Annotated in this window: 18 protein-coding genes; 4 read left to right on the top strand and 14 right to left on the bottom strand. The window is 73.1% G+C overall.

All coding sequences use genetic code 11. From position 1 onward, the window contains the following. From ACFV3R_RS08770 to ACFV3R_RS08725, 10 genes are all read right to left on the bottom strand, one after another. Positions 1 to 387 carry a hydrogenase maturation nickel metallochaperone HypA gene (locus ACFV3R_RS08770; protein ID WP_385577788.1) on the bottom strand — a complete coding sequence of 129 codons (387 nt, stop codon included), beginning with the start codon at positions 385 to 387 and terminating at the stop codon, positions 1 to 3. A 194-nt stretch (positions 388 to 581) separates the two neighbouring features. Continuing rightward, positions 582 to 686 (bottom strand): DUF6893 family small protein, encoded by a 105-nt coding sequence (locus ACFV3R_RS08765; RefSeq protein WP_385577785.1) that lies wholly within the window; start codon positions 684 to 686, stop codon positions 582 to 584. Next, complete coding sequence (locus ACFV3R_RS08760) at positions 680 to 1,237, bottom strand: hydrogenase maturation protease (RefSeq protein WP_385577783.1); 558 nt, start codon at positions 1,235 to 1,237, stop codon at positions 680 to 682. The genes ACFV3R_RS08765 and ACFV3R_RS08760 overlap by 7 nt, the downstream gene beginning before the upstream one ends. After that, positions 1,234 to 2,661 carry a hypothetical protein gene (locus ACFV3R_RS08755; RefSeq protein WP_385577780.1) on the bottom strand — a complete coding sequence of 476 codons (1,428 nt, stop codon included), beginning with the start codon at positions 2,659 to 2,661 and terminating at the stop codon, positions 1,234 to 1,236. Before ACFV3R_RS08755 ends, ACFV3R_RS08760 begins: the two co-directional genes overlap by 4 nt. Beyond that, positions 2,658 to 3,392: a DUF6084 family protein gene (locus ACFV3R_RS08750; protein ID WP_385577777.1), complete on the bottom strand. Its 735-nt coding sequence runs from the start codon at positions 3,390 to 3,392 to the stop codon at positions 2,658 to 2,660. Before ACFV3R_RS08750 ends, ACFV3R_RS08755 begins: the two co-directional genes overlap by 4 nt. Next, positions 3,389 to 4,042 (bottom strand): DUF5947 family protein, encoded by a 654-nt coding sequence (locus ACFV3R_RS08745; protein ID WP_385577774.1) that lies wholly within the window; start codon positions 4,040 to 4,042, stop codon positions 3,389 to 3,391. Before ACFV3R_RS08745 ends, ACFV3R_RS08750 begins: the two co-directional genes overlap by 4 nt. After that, positions 4,039 to 4,611, bottom strand: a complete 573-nt coding sequence (locus ACFV3R_RS08740) for a hypothetical protein (RefSeq protein WP_385577771.1) — start codon at positions 4,609 to 4,611, stop codon at positions 4,039 to 4,041. Before ACFV3R_RS08740 ends, ACFV3R_RS08745 begins: the two co-directional genes overlap by 4 nt. After that, positions 4,608 to 6,392 (bottom strand): nickel-dependent hydrogenase large subunit, encoded by a 1,785-nt coding sequence (locus tag ACFV3R_RS08735; RefSeq protein ID WP_385577768.1) that lies wholly within the window; start codon positions 6,390 to 6,392, stop codon positions 4,608 to 4,610. Before ACFV3R_RS08735 ends, ACFV3R_RS08740 begins: the two co-directional genes overlap by 4 nt. Before the next feature lie 124 nt (positions 6,393 to 6,516). Further along, positions 6,517 to 7,605: a hydrogenase expression protein HypE gene (locus ACFV3R_RS08730; protein WP_385577765.1), complete on the bottom strand. Its 1,089-nt coding sequence runs from the start codon at positions 7,603 to 7,605 to the stop codon at positions 6,517 to 6,519. Between the two features lie 166 nt (positions 7,606 to 7,771). Continuing rightward, positions 7,772 to 8,245 carry an NUDIX domain-containing protein gene (locus tag ACFV3R_RS08725; protein ID WP_385577762.1) on the bottom strand — a complete coding sequence of 158 codons (474 nt, stop codon included), beginning with the start codon at positions 8,243 to 8,245 and terminating at the stop codon, positions 7,772 to 7,774. 169 nt (positions 8,246 to 8,414) lie between these two features. Here ACFV3R_RS08725 and ACFV3R_RS08720 point away from each other — a divergent pair, with 169 nt between their 5' ends. Next, positions 8,415 to 10,088 carry an MFS transporter gene (locus tag ACFV3R_RS08720; RefSeq protein WP_385577759.1) on the top strand — a complete coding sequence of 558 codons (1,674 nt, stop codon included), beginning with the start codon at positions 8,415 to 8,417 and terminating at the stop codon, positions 10,086 to 10,088. Positions 10,089 to 10,119: 31 nt separating this feature from the next. Here the strand turns inward: ACFV3R_RS08720 and ACFV3R_RS08715 are convergent, their stop codons facing one another. After that, positions 10,120 to 10,956, bottom strand: coding sequence for an aldo/keto reductase (locus ACFV3R_RS08715; protein WP_385577756.1), 837 nt, complete (start codon positions 10,954 to 10,956; stop codon positions 10,120 to 10,122). A gap of 193 nt (positions 10,957 to 11,149) precedes the next feature. Between ACFV3R_RS08715 and ACFV3R_RS08710 the strand changes: the two genes are divergently transcribed. Beyond that, entirely contained in the window at positions 11,150 to 11,884 is a 735-nt protein-coding gene (locus ACFV3R_RS08710; RefSeq protein WP_385577753.1) for a beta-glucanase, read from the top strand. A 49-nt stretch (positions 11,885 to 11,933) separates the two neighbouring features. On the opposite strand, the gene ACFV3R_RS08705 is transcribed toward ACFV3R_RS08710, so the two are convergent. Beyond that, positions 11,934 to 12,695 carry a dienelactone hydrolase family protein gene (locus tag ACFV3R_RS08705; protein WP_385577750.1) on the bottom strand — a complete coding sequence of 254 codons (762 nt, stop codon included), beginning with the start codon at positions 12,693 to 12,695 and terminating at the stop codon, positions 11,934 to 11,936. 578 nt (positions 12,696 to 13,273) lie between these two features. On the opposite strand from ACFV3R_RS08705, the gene ACFV3R_RS08700 reads away from it, so the two are divergent. Beyond that, on the top strand, positions 13,274 to 14,410 hold the full coding sequence (locus ACFV3R_RS08700; RefSeq protein ID WP_385577747.1) for an SGNH/GDSL hydrolase family protein: 1,137 nt from the start codon (positions 13,274 to 13,276) through the stop codon (positions 14,408 to 14,410). 123 nt (positions 14,411 to 14,533) lie between these two features. Here ACFV3R_RS08700 and ACFV3R_RS08695 read toward each other — a convergent pair whose 3' ends face one another. Beyond that, on the bottom strand, positions 14,534 to 15,637 hold the full coding sequence (locus ACFV3R_RS08695) for a glycoside hydrolase family 5 protein (protein ID WP_385578266.1): 1,104 nt from the start codon (positions 15,635 to 15,637) through the stop codon (positions 14,534 to 14,536). Positions 15,638 to 15,932: 295 nt separating this feature from the next. Next, positions 15,933 to 18,293, bottom strand: a complete 2,361-nt coding sequence (locus ACFV3R_RS08690) for a GH92 family glycosyl hydrolase (protein WP_385577744.1) — start codon at positions 18,291 to 18,293, stop codon at positions 15,933 to 15,935. 483 nt (positions 18,294 to 18,776) lie between these two features. Between ACFV3R_RS08690 and ACFV3R_RS08685 the strand changes: the two genes are divergently transcribed. After that, positions 18,777 to 19,820: a LacI family DNA-binding transcriptional regulator gene (locus tag ACFV3R_RS08685; protein ID WP_385577741.1), complete on the top strand. Its 1,044-nt coding sequence runs from the start codon at positions 18,777 to 18,779 to the stop codon at positions 19,818 to 19,820. Positions 19,821 to 20,368 lie beyond the last annotated feature (548 nt).

The raw sequence follows: 20,368 nt of genomic DNA, 5'->3' as shown, positions 1-20,368 counted from the left end.
TCAACTCTCCTCGGAGGAAGTCGGGCCCTGGTCCGCGAACACCGGCTCACGCCAGCACACGCGGTCGATCTGCAACTCGCGTCCGGCCAGCAGCTCGACGTCCGACCCGCCGCACCGCGGGCAGACGAGCGTCGGCGGCATCCCCACCGCCCACTCGTGCCCCCGTCCGCAGCGCGCCCGCCCGGGCACCGTCTCCACGGTGAGTTCCGCACCCGCCAGCCGGGTGCCGGCGCAGGCGAGTTCGAAGCAGAAGTGGAGCGAGTCGGCCACCACGCCCGCCAACTCGCCGACCCGCAGGGCCACCGAGGCCACCGAGTCCGCGCCGGCGGCGACCGCCGCCTCCTCCACCTGCTCCACCACGGCCACGGCGATCGACATCTCGTGCACCGCCGCACCCTTCTGCTGATCGAGACCCGGCGGCCGGGCTGAGGCCGGTCGCGTCTTCACGGAACGGCTGAGCCGCCCGGCCCATTACAGGGGAGCGGCCCCCGGCGCACGGCCCGGCGCGCCGCCGCGGGCCGGGGCGTCCGCCGTTCGGTGCAGTGGCGGGGGCGGCCGGAGCGGGCCGGCCGCCCCGCGGCTCACATGGCGCGGATGCGCAGGTACCGCCTGATGTCCGGCAGCATCTGGACGACGGCCGCGGCGACGCCCGCAGCCGCCGCGCCGCACAGGACGTACTTCAGCATGGGGTGTGCTCCTCTCGTTCGGTGTGCGCCGGACCCGACGGGGCCGGCGACGTCTCGGTCACCACCTCGACGACCATGCGGACGGCCCCCTCCACGGCCGCGGCGACCGGCGCCGACAGGCCGATGCCCTCCTCGACCGTCGCGGGTTCGCAGCCCACCACCCACACCCGGCGCGGCCTGGCCGCCCCGGTGCCGCTGCACAGGGTGGCGAGCAGGGCCAGGACCGCGTCCGGCGTCATCCGGTGCCCGTCCAGCACCGCGGCCACCGGCCGGCCCTCCTCCGCGTCGTCGACGTCGAGGAGGTGGAGGGTGCCCGGGGCGCTGCCCCGGCAGGTGGCGTCCACCAGGACGAGCGTGTCGTAGCCGTCCAGGAGCTGGTAGGCCAGGTGGACGCCGCGCACCCCGACGTCCACGACCTCCACGTGCCCGGGCAGCGGGACCTCGCGCAGCCGGCGCGCCACTTCCACGCCGAAGCCGTCGTCGCCGAGGAAGACGTTGCCGACCCCGGCCACCAGGGTGCGCAGCCCCGCCTGCCCGCCCGTCCCGGTCACCGCTCCACCTCGCGGCTCACCTCGTCGGGCTGGAAGTACAGGAAGCGGCCCTGGAGGCGCCGCAGGTCGGCGCCGGGGTCGCCGTCGACGGTGACGGCCACGTGCACGCCGCCGTCCACGTCGTGCAGCACGGCCTCCACGGTGGCGGTGCGGCCGTGGAGGAAGAGGTCCTGGGCGTCGGTGCGGCGGGCCCCGGGCCGCAGCCGCACCCGGTCACCGGCGCCCACCTGGCCGCCCTCGACCGCCACCCGGTCGCGCGTGGGGTCCACCGAGCGGTCGGCGGCCGGGTCCCACCAGGGGGCGTCCGGGCGCACCACCCCTCGCAGCGCGTCCTCCCAGGACCCCTCGCCGGACTCCCCGGGCGCCTCCCGGGTGACCTCACGCAGCGAACGGACGGCCCCGTGCAGGCGCTCCATCACCTCCGGCGGCAGGGTGTCGGCCAGGTCCACCACGGCCGCGGCGCGCTCGTCGGTCCCCCGCACCTCGCGTTTCTCCTCGTCGGTGAGGGTCAGGGTGCGCAGCGCGAGCATCTCGTCGATCTCCGTGGCGTCGTGGAACTCCCCCGCGCTCTCGGGGGCAACGGCCGGATGGTCGCCGAGGATGATGGGGGAGGAGAGCACCACGTCGCCGCCGCCGTCCGCCCCCGCCAGCACCGGCCAGGTGTTCTCGTTGCGGCACTCGGCGACCGCCCCTGACGCCCACTGAGGCGGATCGGTCACCGACAGGAAGGCGCCCCGGTCCACGCCGAGCAGGAGGTGGGTGGCGATCAGGGAGTGCGGCAGCGCCGCGGCCCGGTCCTCCCCGGCCGTGCGCGGTGTCCAGTCGCTGAGGTTCTCGACCAGTGCGCACAGGCGCAGCGTGCGGTAGGGGCCCGGCAGTTCGGCGGCCTCCAGACGCAGCCGTCCGGTCACCGGTGAGCTGCGGCGGACCAGCCGCCCCAGCACCGTGCCGGCCGCGTCCGCGACCTCCTCGGTCTCCTCCCGCGCCTCGCAGTGGAACGGGAAGTCGACCGGCCCCTGCGTCAGGTGCGCCGAGGGCACGGTGAAGGTGAGGGTCTCCACGACGCCCTCGTCCCAGGCGGTCACCACCCGGTCCGGCAGCTCGATCCGCTCGCAGTCCTCGAAGCCGCCGCCGGGACACAGGCGTTGGACGCCGCGGCGGCGCGCCCGCAGGAACCGCAGCTCGGCCTCGACCTGGGCGTCACCGCGTGGCTCCAGCAGCAACTCGGTGCGCTGATGGCTGTGTTCACCCCCGGTGGCCCAGCCGGGAGGCACCAGTACGCCGAACTGCCAGCGCAGCCGGTTCTTGGATGCCGAGGCCCGGTAGGGGTAGAGGACGTAGCCCTCCAGCAGCACCGCGTCGGCGACCTGCCGCGCGGCCTCGAAACGGGCCCCGACGGGGGGCGTGCCGGTCGTCGTCGTCACGGTGCGCTCCTCTCGTCCTGCAGCAGCCGGGCCAGGCCCGGGCGCGGCCGGACCTCCTGGGCCCGGGCGGTCCCGGGGTGGCCGTCGGCGGACCGCGCCAGCAGTGCCTCGACGGTGGCCTCCCAGGTGGGGAGGGCGTGGCGGGAACGGAAGGCGAGCAGCGCGTCCATCGTCGGCCTCGGCAGCCGCAGCCACCCGCAGCCGGGGAAGTGCTGCTCCACCATCTCCCGCCAGACCGCGACCGGCAGCCGGCAGGTCGCCTCCCGGTCCCAGGGCACCGGCTCCACCTGGAAGCCCCGGGGCCCGACGAAGGCGGAGCCGGAGAACAGCAGCAGCAACGGCACCTCGCCGCCCCGCAGCGCCTCCAGGTAACGCGCCGAGGCCACTTCCATGTCGTAGGTGCAGGGCACCGGGACGTCGACCTCGGTGGCCCCGGAGAACCCGGGCACCATCACGCAGACCTGGGCGAACTGCATCGGCTGGAGGGTCGTCCCCCACCGCCGGCGCTCGCCGAAGACGTCGCGCAGACCGTCCGCCTCCTCGTCGGTGTACTCGCGCAGGCCCGGCTCCACCCGGAACTGGCAGCGCAGTGCCACCGCGTGGACACGGCGGTCGTCCCCGGCCGAGACCCGCAACCGGAACACCAGGGTGGGGCCCGCGGCTCGGGGGTCGGCCCGCACGTCCAGGCAGGTGAAGGTCAGGGCGGAGGAGAGCGGGGAGAGACCGGTCACGACCGCCCCCCGGGACGCAGGTCGCGGGCGCGCCGCTCGATGCCGGCGAAGTACGCGTCGAGTTCGGCGTGGGCCCGGGAACCGCCGTCGAAACCCCGCCAGTGCAGCCGCATCCGGCCGACCAGTTCGTAGGCGGCGTCGACGGGCACCAGGTAGCAGTCGGTGCGCTCGCCCGCCCGGCGCAGCAGCAGCGCCTCCACGTCCGGCTGCACGGCGGTCGCGAGGCCCGTGCCGACGAGCGCCGACTCCCAGGTAGCCGGATCGAGGTCGCTCTCGGTGGCGCCCGCCGGGCTGGGATAGAGCGCCACCGTGCGGTCCTGGTCGGAGTTGCGGAAGAGGAAGGCCACACCGACGGGGATGCGCAACCGCTCCCACACCCCCTCTGCGGGCGGCCCACCGCGCAGCACCCGGTCGGGCACCACCCGGAAGCGTCCCCCGGCGGCACCGGGCTGCTCGAAGAGCAGGGCGCAGGGCGTGCAGGCGCAGGCCAGGGACCGCTGCCGGATGTCCACCAGGTGGCGGTGGCCGGCGGTCGCCAGGTCCACCCCGCACATCTCGCACCGCTCCTCGGCCGCGGGCGGCACCGCGGTCACGAACCGCCGCAGCCCGCGCAGGCCCTGGCCGCCGCGGGTCGCCGTCCGGCCGCTCACGACACCGGCCCGGCGGGCGCCGGTTTGCCGGGCCGCCTGCCGATCTGGAGCAACGGCAGTTCGGCTTGGGCGGGTTCGAGGACGATCTCGGTGACCTCCGGTGCGTGGCAGGCCAGGGCCGCCGCGACCGCCTGCCGGACGTCGCCGCCCGAGCCGCAGCCGCAGCCGCCGCCGGAGCGTTCCCGCAGCCGCAGGGTGCCCGCCGCGGCGTCCAGGGCGACCAGTTCGACGCGGTCGAGGCCGGCCAGAGCCCGGCGCACCCGTGTCGCGGTGTCCTCGGGGTGCAGGTCGTGGAGGACCAGGAGGGAGGTGATCAGCTCGTCGGCGAGGACGGCCTCGCGAAGGCCCGCGCCGTCCCCGCCGGCCCGCGAGGCGAGCACGGCGGCGAGCCGCGCCAGCCCCGCGCCGTAGAACTGCATGAGCACCCGCACCAGTTCCTCGGCGACCGCTCCGGCACCGGGATCGGTGCCGGAGGCCAGCCGGTCCAGGATCTCCTCGACCCGGCGGGCCGTGGCCTCGGGGTCGGCCGCGGTGGCCGGGCGGTGTCCTGCCTCGGTCGTCGCGCTCATCCGCCCATCCCGCTCAGCCCGGTCGGCACGTGCATCTTCTGCACGGTCTTCCCGCCGCCGACGTACATGTGCACGCCGCACGGCAGGCACGGGTCGAAGCTGCGCACCGCCCGCATGATGTCGATGCCCTTGAAGTTCTCGGGCGGGTTCTCCTCGAAGATGGGTGTGTTCTGCACGGCGTCCTCGTACGGCCCGGGGGTGCCGTAGGTGTCGCGCGTGCTGGCGTTCCACGGGGTCGGCGGATACGGGTGGTAGTTGGCGATCTTCCCGTCCCGGATGACCATGTGGTGGCTGAGCACGCCGCGCACCGCCTCGGTGAAGCCGCAGCCGATCGCCTCGTCGGGCACCTCGAACTTCTCCCAGGTCTGGGTGCGTCCCGCCCGCACCTCGGCCAGGCCCTGCTCCGCGAAGTGCAGTGCCATGGCCGCCATGTACGCCTGGAAGTAGGTGCGGGCCCGGTTGCGCTCCAGCGCGTTGGACCACTTCGGGATCTTCCACTCGAAGCGCGTCTCGGGCTTGGTGAGCGTCCGGGGCAGGTTGATGACGACGCTGTGACCGGTGGCCTTGACGTAGCCCACGTCCACCAGGCCGTTGAGGGCGGTCGACCACAGGCGGGCGATGGGCCCGCCGCCGGTGTCCAGCGGCAGGTAGTCCTTGCCGTCGTACCAGCGCGGGGACATCACCCAGCTGTACTTGTCGCCGAAGTCCCGCTTCTGCGGCGCCGGGATGGTGTGCTGGTTCCAGGGGTGGCGGGGGTCGACGGGGTTGCCGAGCGGGTCGTGGGTGACGAACTGCTCGCGCCCCTCCCAGTCCTCGTAGTACGAGCTGCCCAGCAGGATGCGGATGCCGAGGTTGATCTCGGTGAGATCGTTGGTGACCAGCTTGCCGTCGACGATGACGCCGGGGGAGACGAACATCCGCCGGCCCCAGTCCGTCATGTTGGCGTAGGTGAAGTCGCAGTGCTCCGGGTCGTTGAGCGCGCCCCAGCAGCCCAGCAGCACCCGGCGCCGCCCCACCTCCTCGTAACCCGGCAGCGCCTCGTAGAAGAAGTCGAAGAGGTCGTCGTGGAGCGGGACCACCCGTTTCATGAACTCCACGTAGCGCGTCAGCCGGGTGAGGTAGTCGGTGAAGAGCTGCACCGAGGCGATCGTGCCGGTGCCGCCCGGGTAGAGCGTGGAGGGGTGCACGTGCCGCCCCTCCATCAGGCAGAACATCTCGCGCGTGTACCGCGAGACCTGCAGCGCCTCGCGGTAGAACTCGCCCTCCAGCGGGTTGAGCGAGCGCATGATGTCGGCGATGGTGCGGTAGCCGTGGTCGCCGGCGTGGGGTGCCTCGGTGCGCTCCGCCAGCTCCAGCACGCCGGGGTTGGTCTCGCGGACCATCTTCTCGCAGTAGTCCACGCCCACCAGGTTCTCCTGGTAGATGTTGTGGTCGAACATGTACTCCGCGGCCTCGCCGAGGTTGATGATCCACTCGCCGAGGTGCGGGGGCTTGACGCCGTAGGCCATGTTCTGGGCGTAGACCGAGCAGGTGGCGTGGTTGTCACCGCAGATGCCGCAGATGCGGCTGGTGATGAAGTGCGAGTCGCGGGGGTCCTTGCCCCGCATGAAGACGCTGTAGCCGCGGAAGACGGACGAGGTGCTGTAGCACTCGGCGACCCGCTTCTGCTTGAAGTCGATCTTGGTGTGGATGCCGAGGCTGCCCACGATCCGGGTGATCGGGTCCCAGGCCATCTCCACCAGGCCGCTGCCGTCGGCTGCGGGTTTCGTCGAAGTCGCCATCGTGTTCGTCATGCCTTTCGCGAGCGGGGGGAGGGGCGGTCCGGCCCGCGGCGGGCGTGCGGGCCGGGAGCGGGCGTGCGAGCGCCGGACCGGGCGGGCCGGTCCGGCGCACTGGGGGGCGGTGTCACCAGGGGGGCGCGTAGCCGGTGGTCAGCTGACGCCCGGTGTGGCGCCACTTGGGTTCCTTGTCCACCGTTTTGGCCGTGAGGGAGCGGAGCCTGCGGATGACGCCTCCGTAGGCGGAGCTCGCCGTGGTGGAGACGTGGCCGCCGGGGGGCTCGTCCATGAAGGGCATGAACTTGTCGGGGAAGCCGGGCATGGTGCAGGCGATGCAGATGCCACCGACGTTCGGGCAGCCGCCGATGCCGTCCATCCAGCCGCGCTTGGGGACGTTGCACTTGACGACCGGACCCCAGCAGCCGATCTTCACCAGGCACTTGGGGGAGTCATAGGTCTCGGCGAACTGGCCCTGCTCGTAGTAGCCGGCCCGGTCGCAGCCCTCGTGGACGGTCGCCCCGAACAGCCAGGTCGGACGGAGCTTGTCGTCCAGCGGGATCATCGGCGCGTTGCCGGCGGCCTGGTGCAGGAGGTAGGTCAGGGTCTCCGCGAAGTTGTCGGGCTGGATGGGGCAGCCGGGCACGTTCACGATGGGGATGCCCGCCTTGGACTTCCAGTCCCAGCCGAGGTAGTCGGGAACCCCCATCGCACCGGTGGGGTTGCCCGCCATGGCGTGGATGCCGCCGTAGGTGGCGCAGGTGCCGATCGCCACCACGGCCAGGGCCTTGGGCGCCAGGCGGTCGATCCACTCACTGGTCGTGATCGGCTGGCCGGTCTCGGGGTCGTCGCCGAAACCGCACCAGTAGCCCTCCCGCTTGATGGACTCGTTCGGAATCGAACCCTCGATCACCAGCACGAACGGGTCGATCTCGCCGCGCTCACCCTTGAAGAACCACTCGATGAAGGTGTCGGCCCCCTGTACCGGACCGGACTCGAAGTCGATCAGCGGCCAGTGGATCGCGATCTTCGGAAGCCCGGGGAGCGCCTGGAGCGCGATCTCCTCGATGCTCGGCAGGGTCGCCGCGGTCAGGGAGACCGAGTCCCCGTCACAGCTCAGCCCCGCGTTGATCCAGAGGATGTGGATGGGGGCCTCGTCCTCGGCGGGAGGCCCGGAGCCCTCCGCCGGCCCCACCGAGGTGGCAGCGGGTGTGTCCATGGCGAGTCTCCTCAGACGTAGCGGCGCGAAGGCCCACAAATCGGACGATACCCCTCCAGGTAACCGATGGCCGGGTGCGACGTCCTGCGCTGGGGGGCCGATGAGGTGAGCGCCCACCCCGCCGGCACTGTCCGCCCACCGGGCAGGCCCTGCCCCTCACCTCACCTCACCCCGACTGCGCCAGGTGCTCCGCCAGGCGGTCGAGGAAGGCGTGCTGACCGGACACCAGCAGCGCACGCGCCGAATCCCACCCGTGCCAGGACACCCGGTCCAGCTCGGGGAAGGCGCGCAGCACGCCCGACCCCCTGGGCCACTCCATCTCGAAGGTCCCCGGGGCGAAGGCGGCCAGGTCCACCTCCCCTTCGACCGCCCAGGCCTCCACCACCTTGCCGCCGCGCTGCCGCACCGAGCCCAGCGGCACCGGCGCGCCCCCCGGCGGCTCCAGCCCCAACTCCTCACGGAACTCCCGGCGTGCCGCCTCCCAGGCCTCCTCCGGCGCCTCGTACTCACCCTTGGGGACCGTCCACGCCCCGGCCTCCCTACGAGCCCAGAACGGCCCGCCCATGTGCCCGAGAAGCACCTCCACACCGCCTGCCGGCCGCCGGTACACCATCAGTCCCGCGCTGCGCCTCGCTGCCACCACCGCAGTCTGACACCGCCGGCCGGGCGTCTCACCCACGCTGCGCCGACCGGGTGGACCGGCCGGGGGCCCGTCGCCGGGCAGCGCCGCGACGGGAAGACCTTCCTGACCCCGTCCGCCCCTCGCGAGGCGGCCCGTCCGTCCTCCCGCACCGCCAGGAGTGCGCCCCGTGACCGCTTCGCCCGGCACCGCCGAGACCGGCTCCTCCGTGTGGGCACCCCTGCGTCGCGGCATGTTCACCGCACTCTGGCTCGCCCAGCTCGTCGCCAACGTCGGCACCTGGATGCAGACCGTCGGCGCACAGTGGCTCATCGGCGACCTGGGCGGCGGACCGCTTCAGATCGCGCTGGTGCAGACGGCCACCACCCTGCCCGTCTTCCTCCTGGTCGTCCCCGCCGGAGCCGTCGGCGACATCCTGGACCGCAGACACCTGCTGATCGCCGGTCAGCTCGTGATGTTCCTCGGCGCGGGCGGCCTGGCCGCCGTCACCGCCCTGGGCTTCGCCACGTCCGCCTGGGTTCTGGGCCTGACCGCCCTGATGGCCGTCGGTGAGGCGCTGTGCATCACGCTCTTCCAGGCGATCCAGCCGGAACTCGTCAGCGCCGATGAGATCCCGCAGGCCGCACTGCTCAACAGCGCCAACGGCAACGTCGCACGGGCCGTCGGCCCCGCCGTCGGCGGCCTGCTCATCTCCTGGGCGGGCCCCGAGGCCACCTTCGGCCTGAACGCCCTGTCCTTCCTCGGGGTGGTCGCCGTCCTCTACGCCTGGCGCCGCCCCTCCGGCCACCGGCCGCTCGGCGCGGAACACGTCAGCGGCGCCCTGCGGGCCGGCGCGCGCTACGTGCGCAGCGCCCCCATGTTCGGTGCCGTACTGGGAAGGTCGGGCCTGTTCACCCTCTTCGCCGGGGCCCTGTGGGCGCTGCTGCCGACCGTCGCGCGCGGCCCGCTGCACCTGGGCGCCGGTGGGTACGGACTGCTCCTGGGCAGCGTCGGACTCGGCGCGGTCCTCGGCGCCTTCGTCCTGCCCTACCTGCGGTCCCACGTCAGCGCGGACACCCTGGTGAGCGCCGCCATGGTGCTCTACGCGGCGACCATGGCGGTCATCGGCCTGGTGGACGCGGTGCTCGTCGTCGCCGTCGCCCTGCTGTTGACCGGACTGGCCTGGGTCACCGTCCTGTCGACGGTGTCGGCCTACGCCCAACTGCTGCTCCCCGCCTGGGCCCGCACCCGTGCACTGGCCTACTACCAGCTGGTCTTCATGGGCGCCCAGGCCATCGGGGCATTCGGCTGGGGCCTGGTGGCCGGCCGGGTGGGGGTGGCGACCGCCTTCGTCGTCGCGGGCGCGGGCCTGGCGCTGTCCACGGTGGCCGCGGTGGTGCTGGCCCTCACCCCCACCGCCTTCACCCTGACGCTGCGCGGCGCCGACATCGACCTCAGCCCCGCCCGCGACTGGCCGGAGGAACCCCTCACCGCCGCGGAACCGCGCCGTGACGTGGGCCCGGTGCTGGTGACCGTCGAGTGGCGGGTCGAGCCGGACGACGCCGCGGCCTTCACCGAGGCCATGCGTCCCCTGGGCCGGGCCCGCCGCCGCGCCGGCGCCACCTTCTGGGGGATCTACGCCGACACGGCGGACCCCGGCCTCTTCCTGGAGGCGTACACGGTCGTCTCCGAGGAGGAACACGTCCGCATGCACGTGGAGCGCACCACCGCCCTGGACGAGAAGCTCCAGGCCGAGGTGAGCCGGTGGACCGTGCCCGGCACCTCACCCCGCGTGCGCCACCTCGTCTGGGCCTACGCGCCCCGGCGCCGCACCGAACCGGTGGCCTGGCCCGGCGTCACCTGAGGCCCGGGACCGGGCGCGCCCGCCGCCGTGCTCAGAACTCCTCGTGCGTGCGCGGGTCCCCGCCGCGCCGGCCCCGCTCCAGCGAACTGAGCGCCGCCATCTCCTCACCCGTCAGGGAGAAGCCGAAGAGGTCCAGGTTGCTGCGGCGCCGCTGTGCGGAAGCCGACTTCGGGATGGGGACGACACCCAACTGGAGGTGCCACCGCAGCACCACCTGGGCGGGCGTGACGCCGTAGCGCTCCGCCGGACCGGTGACCGCCGGCTCCGCCAGGACGTCCCCGCCGCGGCCCAACGGGCTCCAGCTCTCGGTGACCACACTGCGCTCCGCGTCGGCCGAACGCTGCTCGCGCTGCGGGAAGTAGGGGTGCAGCTCGATCTGGTTGACGCTCGGCAGGACACCGGTCTCCCGCTCCAGCCGGTCCAGGTGCTCGGCGGTGAAGTTGCTGACGCCGATCGAGCGCGCCACGCCCTCCTCGCGCAGCCGGACCATGGCCCGCCAGGAGTCCACGTAGCGGTCCAGGCGGGGGAGCGGCCAGTGGATGAGGTACAGGTCGACCCAGTCCACCCCCAGGCGGCGGCGCGAGTCCTCGAACGCGGCGAGGGTCGCCTCGTAGCCGTGCGCCCCACCCCGCAGCTTGGTGGTGACGAAGACCTCCTCGCGGGCCACGCCGGCGTCGCGGATCCCCTGCCCCACTCCGGTCTCGTTGCCGTAGGCGGCGGCAGTGTCGACCAGCCGGTAGCCGGCCTCCAGTGCGTCCCGCACCGCCTCCCGCGCGGCACCGTCGTCCAGCGGGTACGTGCCGAACCCGGGAGCGGGCATCCGCACACCGTCGGAGAGTTCCACTCGGGCTTCGGGGTGCTCGGTCATCGGCGTCCTCCTGGCGTTCGGCCCCCGGTGGCGGCCGGGAAGGCCTGCCCCACCCCGGGAGCCTGCCATCCGCGGGCGGGGCGCGCCCACCCGGCGCACGGGGTACGGGGCGACCGGGGATGCCCCCGTGGCCGGGGAGAGCCGGCGGCGTGGCTGCGGCGGGGCGCACCCCGCGGTGCGGTAGGACGTGGGCGTGACCGATGTCTTCCCCTCGCGGGCCGAGGGCCGCCCGGCCCCGCTCCCGCCGCGCCGCCCGCACCCGCCATGCCCTGCCGAGCGGGCCGTGTTCACCGCGGACTTCGCCTCGCGCCGCCAGTGGGTCGCGGGCCGTTCCTGGGCCTATCCCGACGGCGGCCCCGTCAACCGGGCCGACGACAAGCTCGACCACCTCGTGGCCGCCCCGTCCCACTCGCGCCACGGCGCCCTCCGCGCCACCCGCCGCCCGGACGGCCTCTGGGACAGCGGACTGCTCACCACCGAGGGCTCCGCCGAGGACTTCCGGGTGCGTACCGGGGACGTCCTGACCGTCCACGTCAGGCTGCCGCACCAGCTCGGCGCCTGGCCCGCGGTGTGGACCTGGCGGGACGGCGGCAACGAGGTCGACGTCCTTGAGTACCACCCCGACGCGCCCGACGTCCTGGAGCTGACCAACCACGTACCGGACGCCCCCGCCGGCCACGACCTGCGCCGACCGTGCGTCGCCCCGGGAGCCCGGCTCGCGGTCACCGTGGAGTTCGGTGCGCGGGACGTCACCTGGTGGGTGGACGGCCGGCACGCCTTCTCCGACGGGACGGGGGTGGGGCCGGGCTGGGAGGCATACCTGATCGTCAACCTCTCGGTCAGCGCCGGCGAACGCCACCCGGCCCCCGAACCTGGCACCCGCGCCATGTCCTGGCACGTGGAGCACCTGGCCGTCCACCGGCCCTGAGCGCCGGCCCCCGGACCGGCCGGACCCACCGGTCCGGGAGGGAACGCGGTCAGGCGGACAGCGTCCGGCCGAAGAGGTCGATCAGCTCGCGCCAGTGGCGCGCCTCGGCCTCGGCGTCGTAGGCGGCGGTGTCCGACATCGTGAAGCCGTGCGTCGCCCCCTTGTAGACCTCGCTGCGGTAGCGCACCCCGGCCGCGTCGAGCGCCTGCTCCAGACGGGTGATCTGCTCGTCCGTCATGGAGTGGTCCTGGTCGGCGTGGCCGAAGTACAGCTCGGCGCGGACCCGGTCCACCAGCAGGTGCGGGCTGTCGTCCTCGTCGGTGGCCAGCCGGCCGCCGTGGAAGCTCGCCGCGGCGGCCACCCGGTCGGGGTGGGACTCGGCCGTGCGCAGCGCCAGCAGCCCGCCCAGGCAGTAGCCGGTGATGCCCACCGGCCCGTCGGTGACGAGCGGGGAGGCGGCGAACCAGTCGAGGTAGGCGCCCGCGTCACGGGCCGCCACCTCGGGTGTCATGCTGCTCAGCAGCGGGCCGAGCTTCTCGAAGAACCTGCTCCGCTCCTCGGCCACCGACAGGTCGGGCAGCTCCACCACCGGCGCGCGGCCGGCACGGTAGAAGAGGTTGGGGACGAGGACGGTGTAGCCGTGCCCGGCGAGCCGGTCAGCCATCTCCCTCATACGGGGACGCACACCGAAGGCGTCCATGTACATCAGGACGCCGGGGTGGGGCCCGTCGCCCTCCGGGTGGGCGAGGTAGGCGTCCGCCGCACCGTCGGGGGTCGGGACGTCCAGCGTCGTACCGGTCACCGTGGTCACTTTGTACCTTTCTCCTGCGCCGTGCCGTGGTGGCAGCAGCCGTCTCCCGCCCCGGAAAGGGCGGTGAGCACCCACCGTAACGCTCCCCCCTGTGCTGTCCCGCCGGGTGCCGCGGACCGGAGGCAGCAGGAGCAGGGCCGTCCCGTGCGGGCACTGCCGGCCACCGCCCCGACTCCGCGGGCCGGCACGACGCCCCGGCGCCCTCGTCGCCGAGCCGGGTGGTGGGCCCGTGGGCGCGCCCTGCCTCCGCAGGCCGGCCTGCTGCGCGGCACTCAGCTGCGGCGCGAACGGCCCCTGGAGGCGCGGGACGTCGCCCGCCCGAGGGCCTGCGCAAAGCCTTGTCCGCTCCCAGGTCTTGCGCTTGGATGTCGGCCGCGAGAGATCTGAGCGCACGGATTCCGCTTCTGGTCGCCCGGCATGCAAGAAGGAGCGGGCTCCAGCCCCGCTGACAGCGACGACGCAGGACTGCCCCACGCCCCGCCCACCCCCGGCAGACCACACCCCCGACCGGGAGCGCTCCCACATCACCGCCCGCACCGCCACCGGCAAGCACCGCCCACGACGACGGAAGGTTCCCCATGCAGGCCACACAGCACATCTCCCGGCGGACGTTACTCGCCGCGGCGGCGGCAGGCGCCGTCACCGCCGTCGCCTCTCCTGCCCGGCCCGCCCTCGCCACGCCCTCGCGCAGGTCCGCCCCAGCCCTCTTCCGCACGGCCGGCCGGGTGCGGGAGGCCGCCGACGGGTTCGTCGAGTACACCTGGCCCGGCATCGCCTTCGAAGGCCGGTTCCGCGGCACCGGCGTCGGCATCGTGCTCGACGACGCCAACAACGACTACGACGTCCAGATCGACGGAGCGTCCGTCAGCACCCTGGTGACCCCGGGCGAAACCACGGCCCGCATCGACGGCCTCACCGACGCCGAGCACACCGTGCGGCTCGTCAAACGTACCGAGTGCACCTGGGCCGCAGGCCGGTTCGGCGGCTTCACCCCTGCCACCGGAGGCGAGGTCCTCCCCCCGCCGGCAGCCCGCAGCAGGCAGATCGAGTTCATCGGGGACTCCTACACCGCCGGCTACGGCAACCTCTCCGGCACGCGGGACTGCTCCGGCAACGGCGGGGTCAACCGCAACAGCGACGCCGACCTCGCCTTCGGCGCCCTCACCGCCAGGAGCCTCGGCGCCGACCACCAGCTCAACGCCTTCTCCGGCCGCGGCATGGTCCGCAACTACAACGGGGGTGAGCCGGGAACCGACTACCGCACCTACTACGACCGTGCCCTGCTGAACGTCGACGGCGACGTCTGGCGGAACCCGGGCACCTGGCAGCCGCAGCTCGTCGTCATCGGCCTGGGCATCAACGACTTCTCGACCCCGCTCAACCCGGGCGAGCCCTGGGCCACACAGGACGCCCTGGCCGCCGCCTGGGAAAGCGCCTACCACGGGTTCCTGGACAAGCTCCGGGCGCGCTACGGCACCCGCACCCACCTCGTGGTCAGCGCCACCGCAGTCGCCTCCACCACGGTCTTCGCCGACACCGCCCAGCGCGTGGTCCGGACGCGCAACGCACAGGGCGACAGCCGGGTCGGCTACTGGTACTACGACGACCCGGGGCTGGACCGGCTCGGCTGCGACTGGCACCCCTCAGCCCACGACCACCGGATCATCTCCGGGCTGCTCGACCAGTACCTCGCCACCCTCCCGCTGGACTGGTAGCCGCATGCCGCGGTCCGGGCTCCCCGGGCCCGGACCGCGGTGCAGCGCCCGGCCGACGACGTCACCCGGGCGGTATCCGGGTCACGCCCAGGAGGGCGCGGGGCCCCACCGGCCGCCGGCGGTTCAACTGGTGGGGAAGTCGTCGGGGGTGCTGATCCGGCTCTTGACCAGCGCCCCCGAGTCGGTCAGCACGCCGGCGCTGCTGTAGTCGCTGCCGTCACAGGTGCCGGGCCGGAACGCGGCGCTGCCCTCGGGTGCGTCGGAGTAGGTCCAGTTGGCGTAGCTGATCTTGAGCTGGTCCAGCAGGTCCAGCCAGGCCGTGGTGCTCGCCCGGTCGACCGCGCCGTCACCGGAGCTGCTCACGGTGCCGAACTCGGTGGCGAACAGGGGGAGTCGGGAAGCGGCCCGGCTCACCGCGGCCCGGTAGGCGTCCTTGTGGCTGGCCGCGTAGAAGTGGACCGTGTACATGATGTTGGCCGCGTTGACGGGGTTGTTGACGATCTCGCTCTCGTCGGAGCCGTCCGAGACGCCCAGCGACGACCAGCCGCGGGTGCCGACGACGACGACGGCGTCCGGGTCGGCGGCCCGGATCACCGGGATGACCTGCTCGGCGTAGCTCTTGACGGCGCCCCAGCTGACTCCGTTGGGCTCGTTGGCGATCTCGTAGATCACGTTCTTCTTGGCGGCGTTGCGGGCCGCGACGGACGCGAAGAAGGTCTTGGCGTTCTGCAGGTTGAAGTTGGGGTCACCCGGGGTCAGGGTGTGGAAGTCGATCAGCGCGTACATGCCCCGCGCCTCGGCCATGTCGACGTAGCTGTTGACGCGGTCGGTGAAGCCGGCCGGATCGGTCTCGTAGCCGTCCTCCTGCACGTACATCGCGATGCGCAGCAGGTCCGCCTTCCAGTCGGCCGCCAGGGCGTCGAGTGAGGCGGAGTTGTAGCACTGACCGAACCACTGGATGCCGTGCGTGCTCATCCCGCGCAGTTGGATCGGGTGGTCGTACTGGTTGCACAGGTGCACGCCGCAGACATGGAGTTGACCGTTGTTCCCGACGGGAGTGTCCGAGGCGGCCGGACGTGGGGCGGGCTCCGCGCAGGCGGAACCGCCACCGGCCGCACCCTGCGCCGGACCGGTGCCGGCGGCGGCCGTCCGGCAGCCCTGGGCGGCGGCGCCGGCCTGGGGCGAGGACAGCCCCCCGAAACATAAGGCCGCCGTGCACGCCACCAGTACCGCGATGCATCGCTTCACTGCCTGTCTCCTTGTCCGATCCGTGTGGGAGCGCTCCCAAAAGAGTCGGGAGCCCTTCGGTCCGGGAAGGTACAGCGGGAGCCGGTGTGCGTACAGGGTTGCTTCCGAGGAAGGCGATATCTCCCCGGGCGACCGGTTGCGGTGGGACGCCGGGTTCCGGAGGAGGAGTTCGGCCGGACGGCCGCGATGGGGGGTCGGCCTCGGCGCGGGTTGGCCCGCACGCCGTGGAGGGGCGTGCGGGCCAACCGGTTGTCCTGGCCGGGCAGGCCGGTTGTTACCGCACCACGGGGGGCGGCCCGGACTGCGACCCGGTTCCCCAGTCGCTGGGGGAGTCGGTGACGTCGAAGTCGAGCCGCCGGTGGGCGCGCAGGTCCTCGGTCGTCAGGTAGGTGGCGCTCCGGTCGGCGCCGTCCAGGTGGACCCCGGCGGTGTACCGCCGGGTGTCCGAGGTGCCCGCCGCGGTGACGGTGAAGCGGCCGGAGGGGAACCAGCGGCGGTCCAGGGTGAGGTCGACGCGGTCGAAGACCGGGGTGCTCAGCCCCCAGGTGTCGGTGCCGGGCTGCACCGGGTAGACCCCGATCGCCGAGAGCACCATCCAGGCCGACATGGTGCCCAGGTCGTCGTTGCCGGTCATGCCGGTGGGCGTGTCGGTGAACAGGGTCAGGGCCGCGTGGACGACGTCGGTGGTCTTCCAGGGCTGGCCGGTCGAGAGGTAGGTGTACGGGGCGATGAGGTCGGGCTCGTTCTGCGGGTTGTACTTGTCGGCGTTGTAGTAGTCGTAGGGACCGTTGACCCAGACCTCACGTGCGGTCTTCGCCGGGTCCTGGACCAGCTTGTCGTAGGCGAAGAAGGAGTCCAGCCGCTGGGTGGCCGCGTCCTTGCCGCCGATGAGGTCGATCATGCCGGGCAGGTCCTGGGGGACCATCCACTGGTACTGCCACGCGGTGCCCTCGTGGAAGCCCTCGCCCTGCGCGGGGTCCGCGGAACCGGTGAAGTCGCCGGCCTCGTCGCGGGCGCGGAAGAACTTCGTCGAGGTGTCGAAGACGGTCCGGTAGTTGCGGGCCCGCTTCGCGTAGCGCTCGGCGTCGGCGGTGTGGCCGAGGTCGCGGGCCATCTGGGAGAGCATGCCGTCGGAGAGGGCGTACTCCAGTGTCGCCGAGGCCCCGTGGTCGTAGTCGGAGTCGCCCGGCTTCTGGTGCGGCCGGCCCTCGACGTACGGCACGAAGCCGTCCTTGAGGTAGCGGGCGTTGCCCTCCCGGCCGTCGTAGGGGGAGTCGGCGGGCGGCACCCCGTCGGCGTTCTTGCGCAGCGCGCGGTAGGCCTCCTCCTCGTGCCCCTTGAGCAGGCCCTGCTGGTAGGCGTTGGTGAGGAACGGTGTGACCGGGTCACCGGTCATGATGTTGGTCTCGACCGTCCCGTAGCCCCACTTGGGCAGCCAGCCGCCCTCCTTGTCGATCTGGAGCACCGAGAGCGCCATGTCCCGGGCCTCCTGCGGTGCGAGCAGGGCCAGCAGCTGGGTCTGGGTGCGGTAGGTGTCCCACAGCGACCAGTTCTGGTAGTAGGTGAAGCCGCGGGCGCGGTGCACCTTCTGGTCCCAGCCGGTGTACCGGCCGTCCACGTCCTGCCCGATGTTGGGGGCGAGGAAGGAGCGGTAGAGGGAGGAGTAGAAGGTGCGGCGCAGCGTGGTGGCGCCACCCTGGGCGCGGACCTGGCCGAGCCGCTTCTCCCACGTCGCGTCGGCGGACCGGCGGACGCTGTCGAACCGGCGGTGGCCCTCGGCCGCCAGGTTGAGCGCGGCGCCGTGCGCGTCCACGTAGGAGATCGCGGTGGTGGCCTCGACGGAGCGGTCGTGCCGGGTGTCGAAGCGGACGTAGGCGCCGTTGCCGCCCTCACCTGCCGACGAGCTCTTCGACCCGGCGGTGACCTTCCCGTCCGACCAGGTGCCGAAGGAGGCGAAGGGGCGGTCGAAGTGGGTGACGGTGTACACGGTGTAGGGCTCGGTGTCCTGGCAGAAGCCGCGGCCGGTGATGGCCGTGCGCACCGTGTGGGAGTCCAGTACCTCCACCTTGGTGGAGACCGTCTTGTGCAGCGACTGGCCGGCGTTGAGGAGGACGTTGGCCTTGTCGGTGGCGGGGAAGGTGTACCGCTGCACCCCGGTGCGCTTGGTCGCGCTCAGCTCGGCGTCGATGCCGCCGTAGGAGTCGAGATGGACCCGGTAGTAGCCGGGGTGGGCCACTTCGCCCTCGTGGCCGAAGGCGGCGGCGTACTTCGCGTCGTCGGTCTCGGTGACGTCGCCGGTGGTCGGCAGGACCGGAAGGTCACCGCCGAGACCGCAGCCCACGCCGGAGATGTGCACCGAGCTGAAGCCGCGGATGTGGTCCTGCCCGTAGTCGTAGCCGGTGGTGTGCCCGGTGTCGGGGGAGAGTTGCACCATGCCGAACGGCACGGCGGCGCCGGGGTAGGTGTTGCCCTCGTTCTGCGAGCCGATGAAAGGGTTCACCAGATCAGTGAGAGGGGTCGCCGGCGCGTCGGCCTGGACGGCCTGTGCGGTGGGGGCGAGCAAGGCGCCACCCAGGAGCGTCGCGACGAGGGTCGCGCCCAGCCCCGACGGACGTATATGTCGGGTCCATGACATGTGCGGCATCGGCCTTTCACGTGGGTTGTCCATGACGGTCTCAGGTGGCGGTCGAAGGTGGGGTGAGGGTGTCGAGTGCGCCGGGGGCCCGCCCTGAACTCCCCTTTGCGGGACGTGCGTTCCGCGCCCTGCCGCAGCCTCACTCACCGCCTCCCGGACAACGTTGTCAGAGCCTGGACATTCTTTGCCCGGTTCCACGGGCCGTCAAGAGCCGGACGCCTCCCGGCTCCGGTCCGGTGCGCCCCCGGGAAGGGTGTCCGGGAGCAGGGGAGGGCGCCCGTCCGCGGTCGGACTGCGTCCCGTCAACGGCTGAGCGGAGAATCAGGTGTCGCCGAGAGGTGCGCTCACCCCCCTCTCGTCTTGTATAACGTTGAAAAACAAGGGTCGTTCAGGTCCGGCGTACCGGCCGGCGCATGGCCGACGGCGACCCCGCGACCACAGCCGCCTCCGGCACCCGTCCGGGCCGGCACGGGAGGATGCCGGGTGAGAGTCAGCCTCAAGGACGTCGCGCGTCAAGCGGGCGTCTCGGTCAAGACCGTCTCCAACGTCGTCAACGACTACCCGCATGTCACGCCCGCCACGAGAGCCCGTGTCCAGCAGGCCATCGACCAACTCGGGTACCGGCCCAACCTCACCGCCCGCCACCTGCGCAAGGGGCGGACCGGCATCATCGCCCTCGCCCTGCCGGAGCTGGGCAACCCCTACTTCGCCGAACTGGCCGCCGCCGTGATCGACGCCGCCGCCCAACACGACCTCACGGTGCTGCTGGACCACACGGGTGGGCTGCGGGAGCGCGAGATCCTCGTCAGTCAGGGCTTCAGCGCCCGGGTCATCGACGGCCTCATCCTCAGCCCCATCGAGCTGGAGGAGGAGGACCTGCGCTCCCGCACCGACTCCGCGCCCCTGGTGCTGATCGGCGAGCGCCGCTACGACCTGCCCTACGACCACATCGCCATCGACAACGTCGCCGGCGCCCGCACGGCCGTGCGCCACCTCCTGGATCTCGGCAGGCGCCGCGTAGCGTTCCTGGGGGCGCGCCGGGACCGGCTGCACCAGCCCGCCCACCTGCGGGTCCTGGGCTGGCGAACCGAACTCGCGGTCTCCGGGGTGGTCGCCGACGAGGGCCTGATCGCCGTCACCGACGGGTGGGACCGCCCCGACGGTGCGGGGGCGATGGCCGCCCTGCTGGACGCCGGGAAGAAGCCCGACGCGGTCTTCGCCTACAACGACCTGATCGCCATCGGCGCCATGCGCGTGCTGTCCGAGCGGGGGCTGCGGGTACCCGAGGACATCGCGGTGGTCGGCTTCGACGACCTCGCCGAGGGACGCTACGGGGCGGTCACCCTCACCACGGTGGCGCCCGACAAGCAGGCCATCGCCAGGATGGCGGTGGAGTCCGTCGTGCACCGGCTCGCCGGGGTGGAGTACCGGGCACGGCAGCTGCAGCCCGCCTTCGAACTGCTCGTGCGGGAGAGCACCGTGGGCCGCGCGGGTGCCGCCGCGGCGGGGGAGCCGGCCGCCGGCTGACGGGCGGGCCCGGCTCGTGCCGCTGCCGACGGGCAGCGGCGCCACCCCGCGCGCGGGCCTGCCGGGGATGCGGCCCCGGCAGGCAGCTGCACGCCTCCAGCCCCGCCGGGCACTCTGCGGAGGGACGGACGGACAGGCGAGCGGATGGGCTGACGGGCGGGCTGACGGGTGCGGCGCGCCGGAGGCCTGAGGACCGCTCGGTGCCGGCGGGCCGGGTGCCTGGACGACCCGTCCGGTGCGCCACGGCGGCAGGTGCACCCGGGAGCAACGGCCGGGCCTGTCCGGCTCCTTGACGGCCGGGTCGGGCGGTGCGTGAATGACGTATTACAACGTTGTCATGGAGTCGGCGGACAGCGCCCACCGGCCTGCGGTCCCCGCCTCCCACCCCCCCACCCGCATGCCGGCAAGGGGCCCGGGAACGCCCGCCCGACCCTGACTCCCGGTCCCCGGTCCCCGACCAACACCGGCCCACGCCCGGCCGGAGGGGCGCCCGCCCGCTCCGGCCGAGGAAGACACCCACCGCACGTCCCGTACCCGCAACGTGACCC

Source organism: Streptomyces sp. NPDC059740, from assembly GCF_042733155.1.
GTDB lineage: Bacteria > Actinomycetota > Actinomycetes > Streptomycetales > Streptomycetaceae > Streptomyces.
This window is presented reverse-complemented; position numbering and strand designations above follow the sequence as displayed.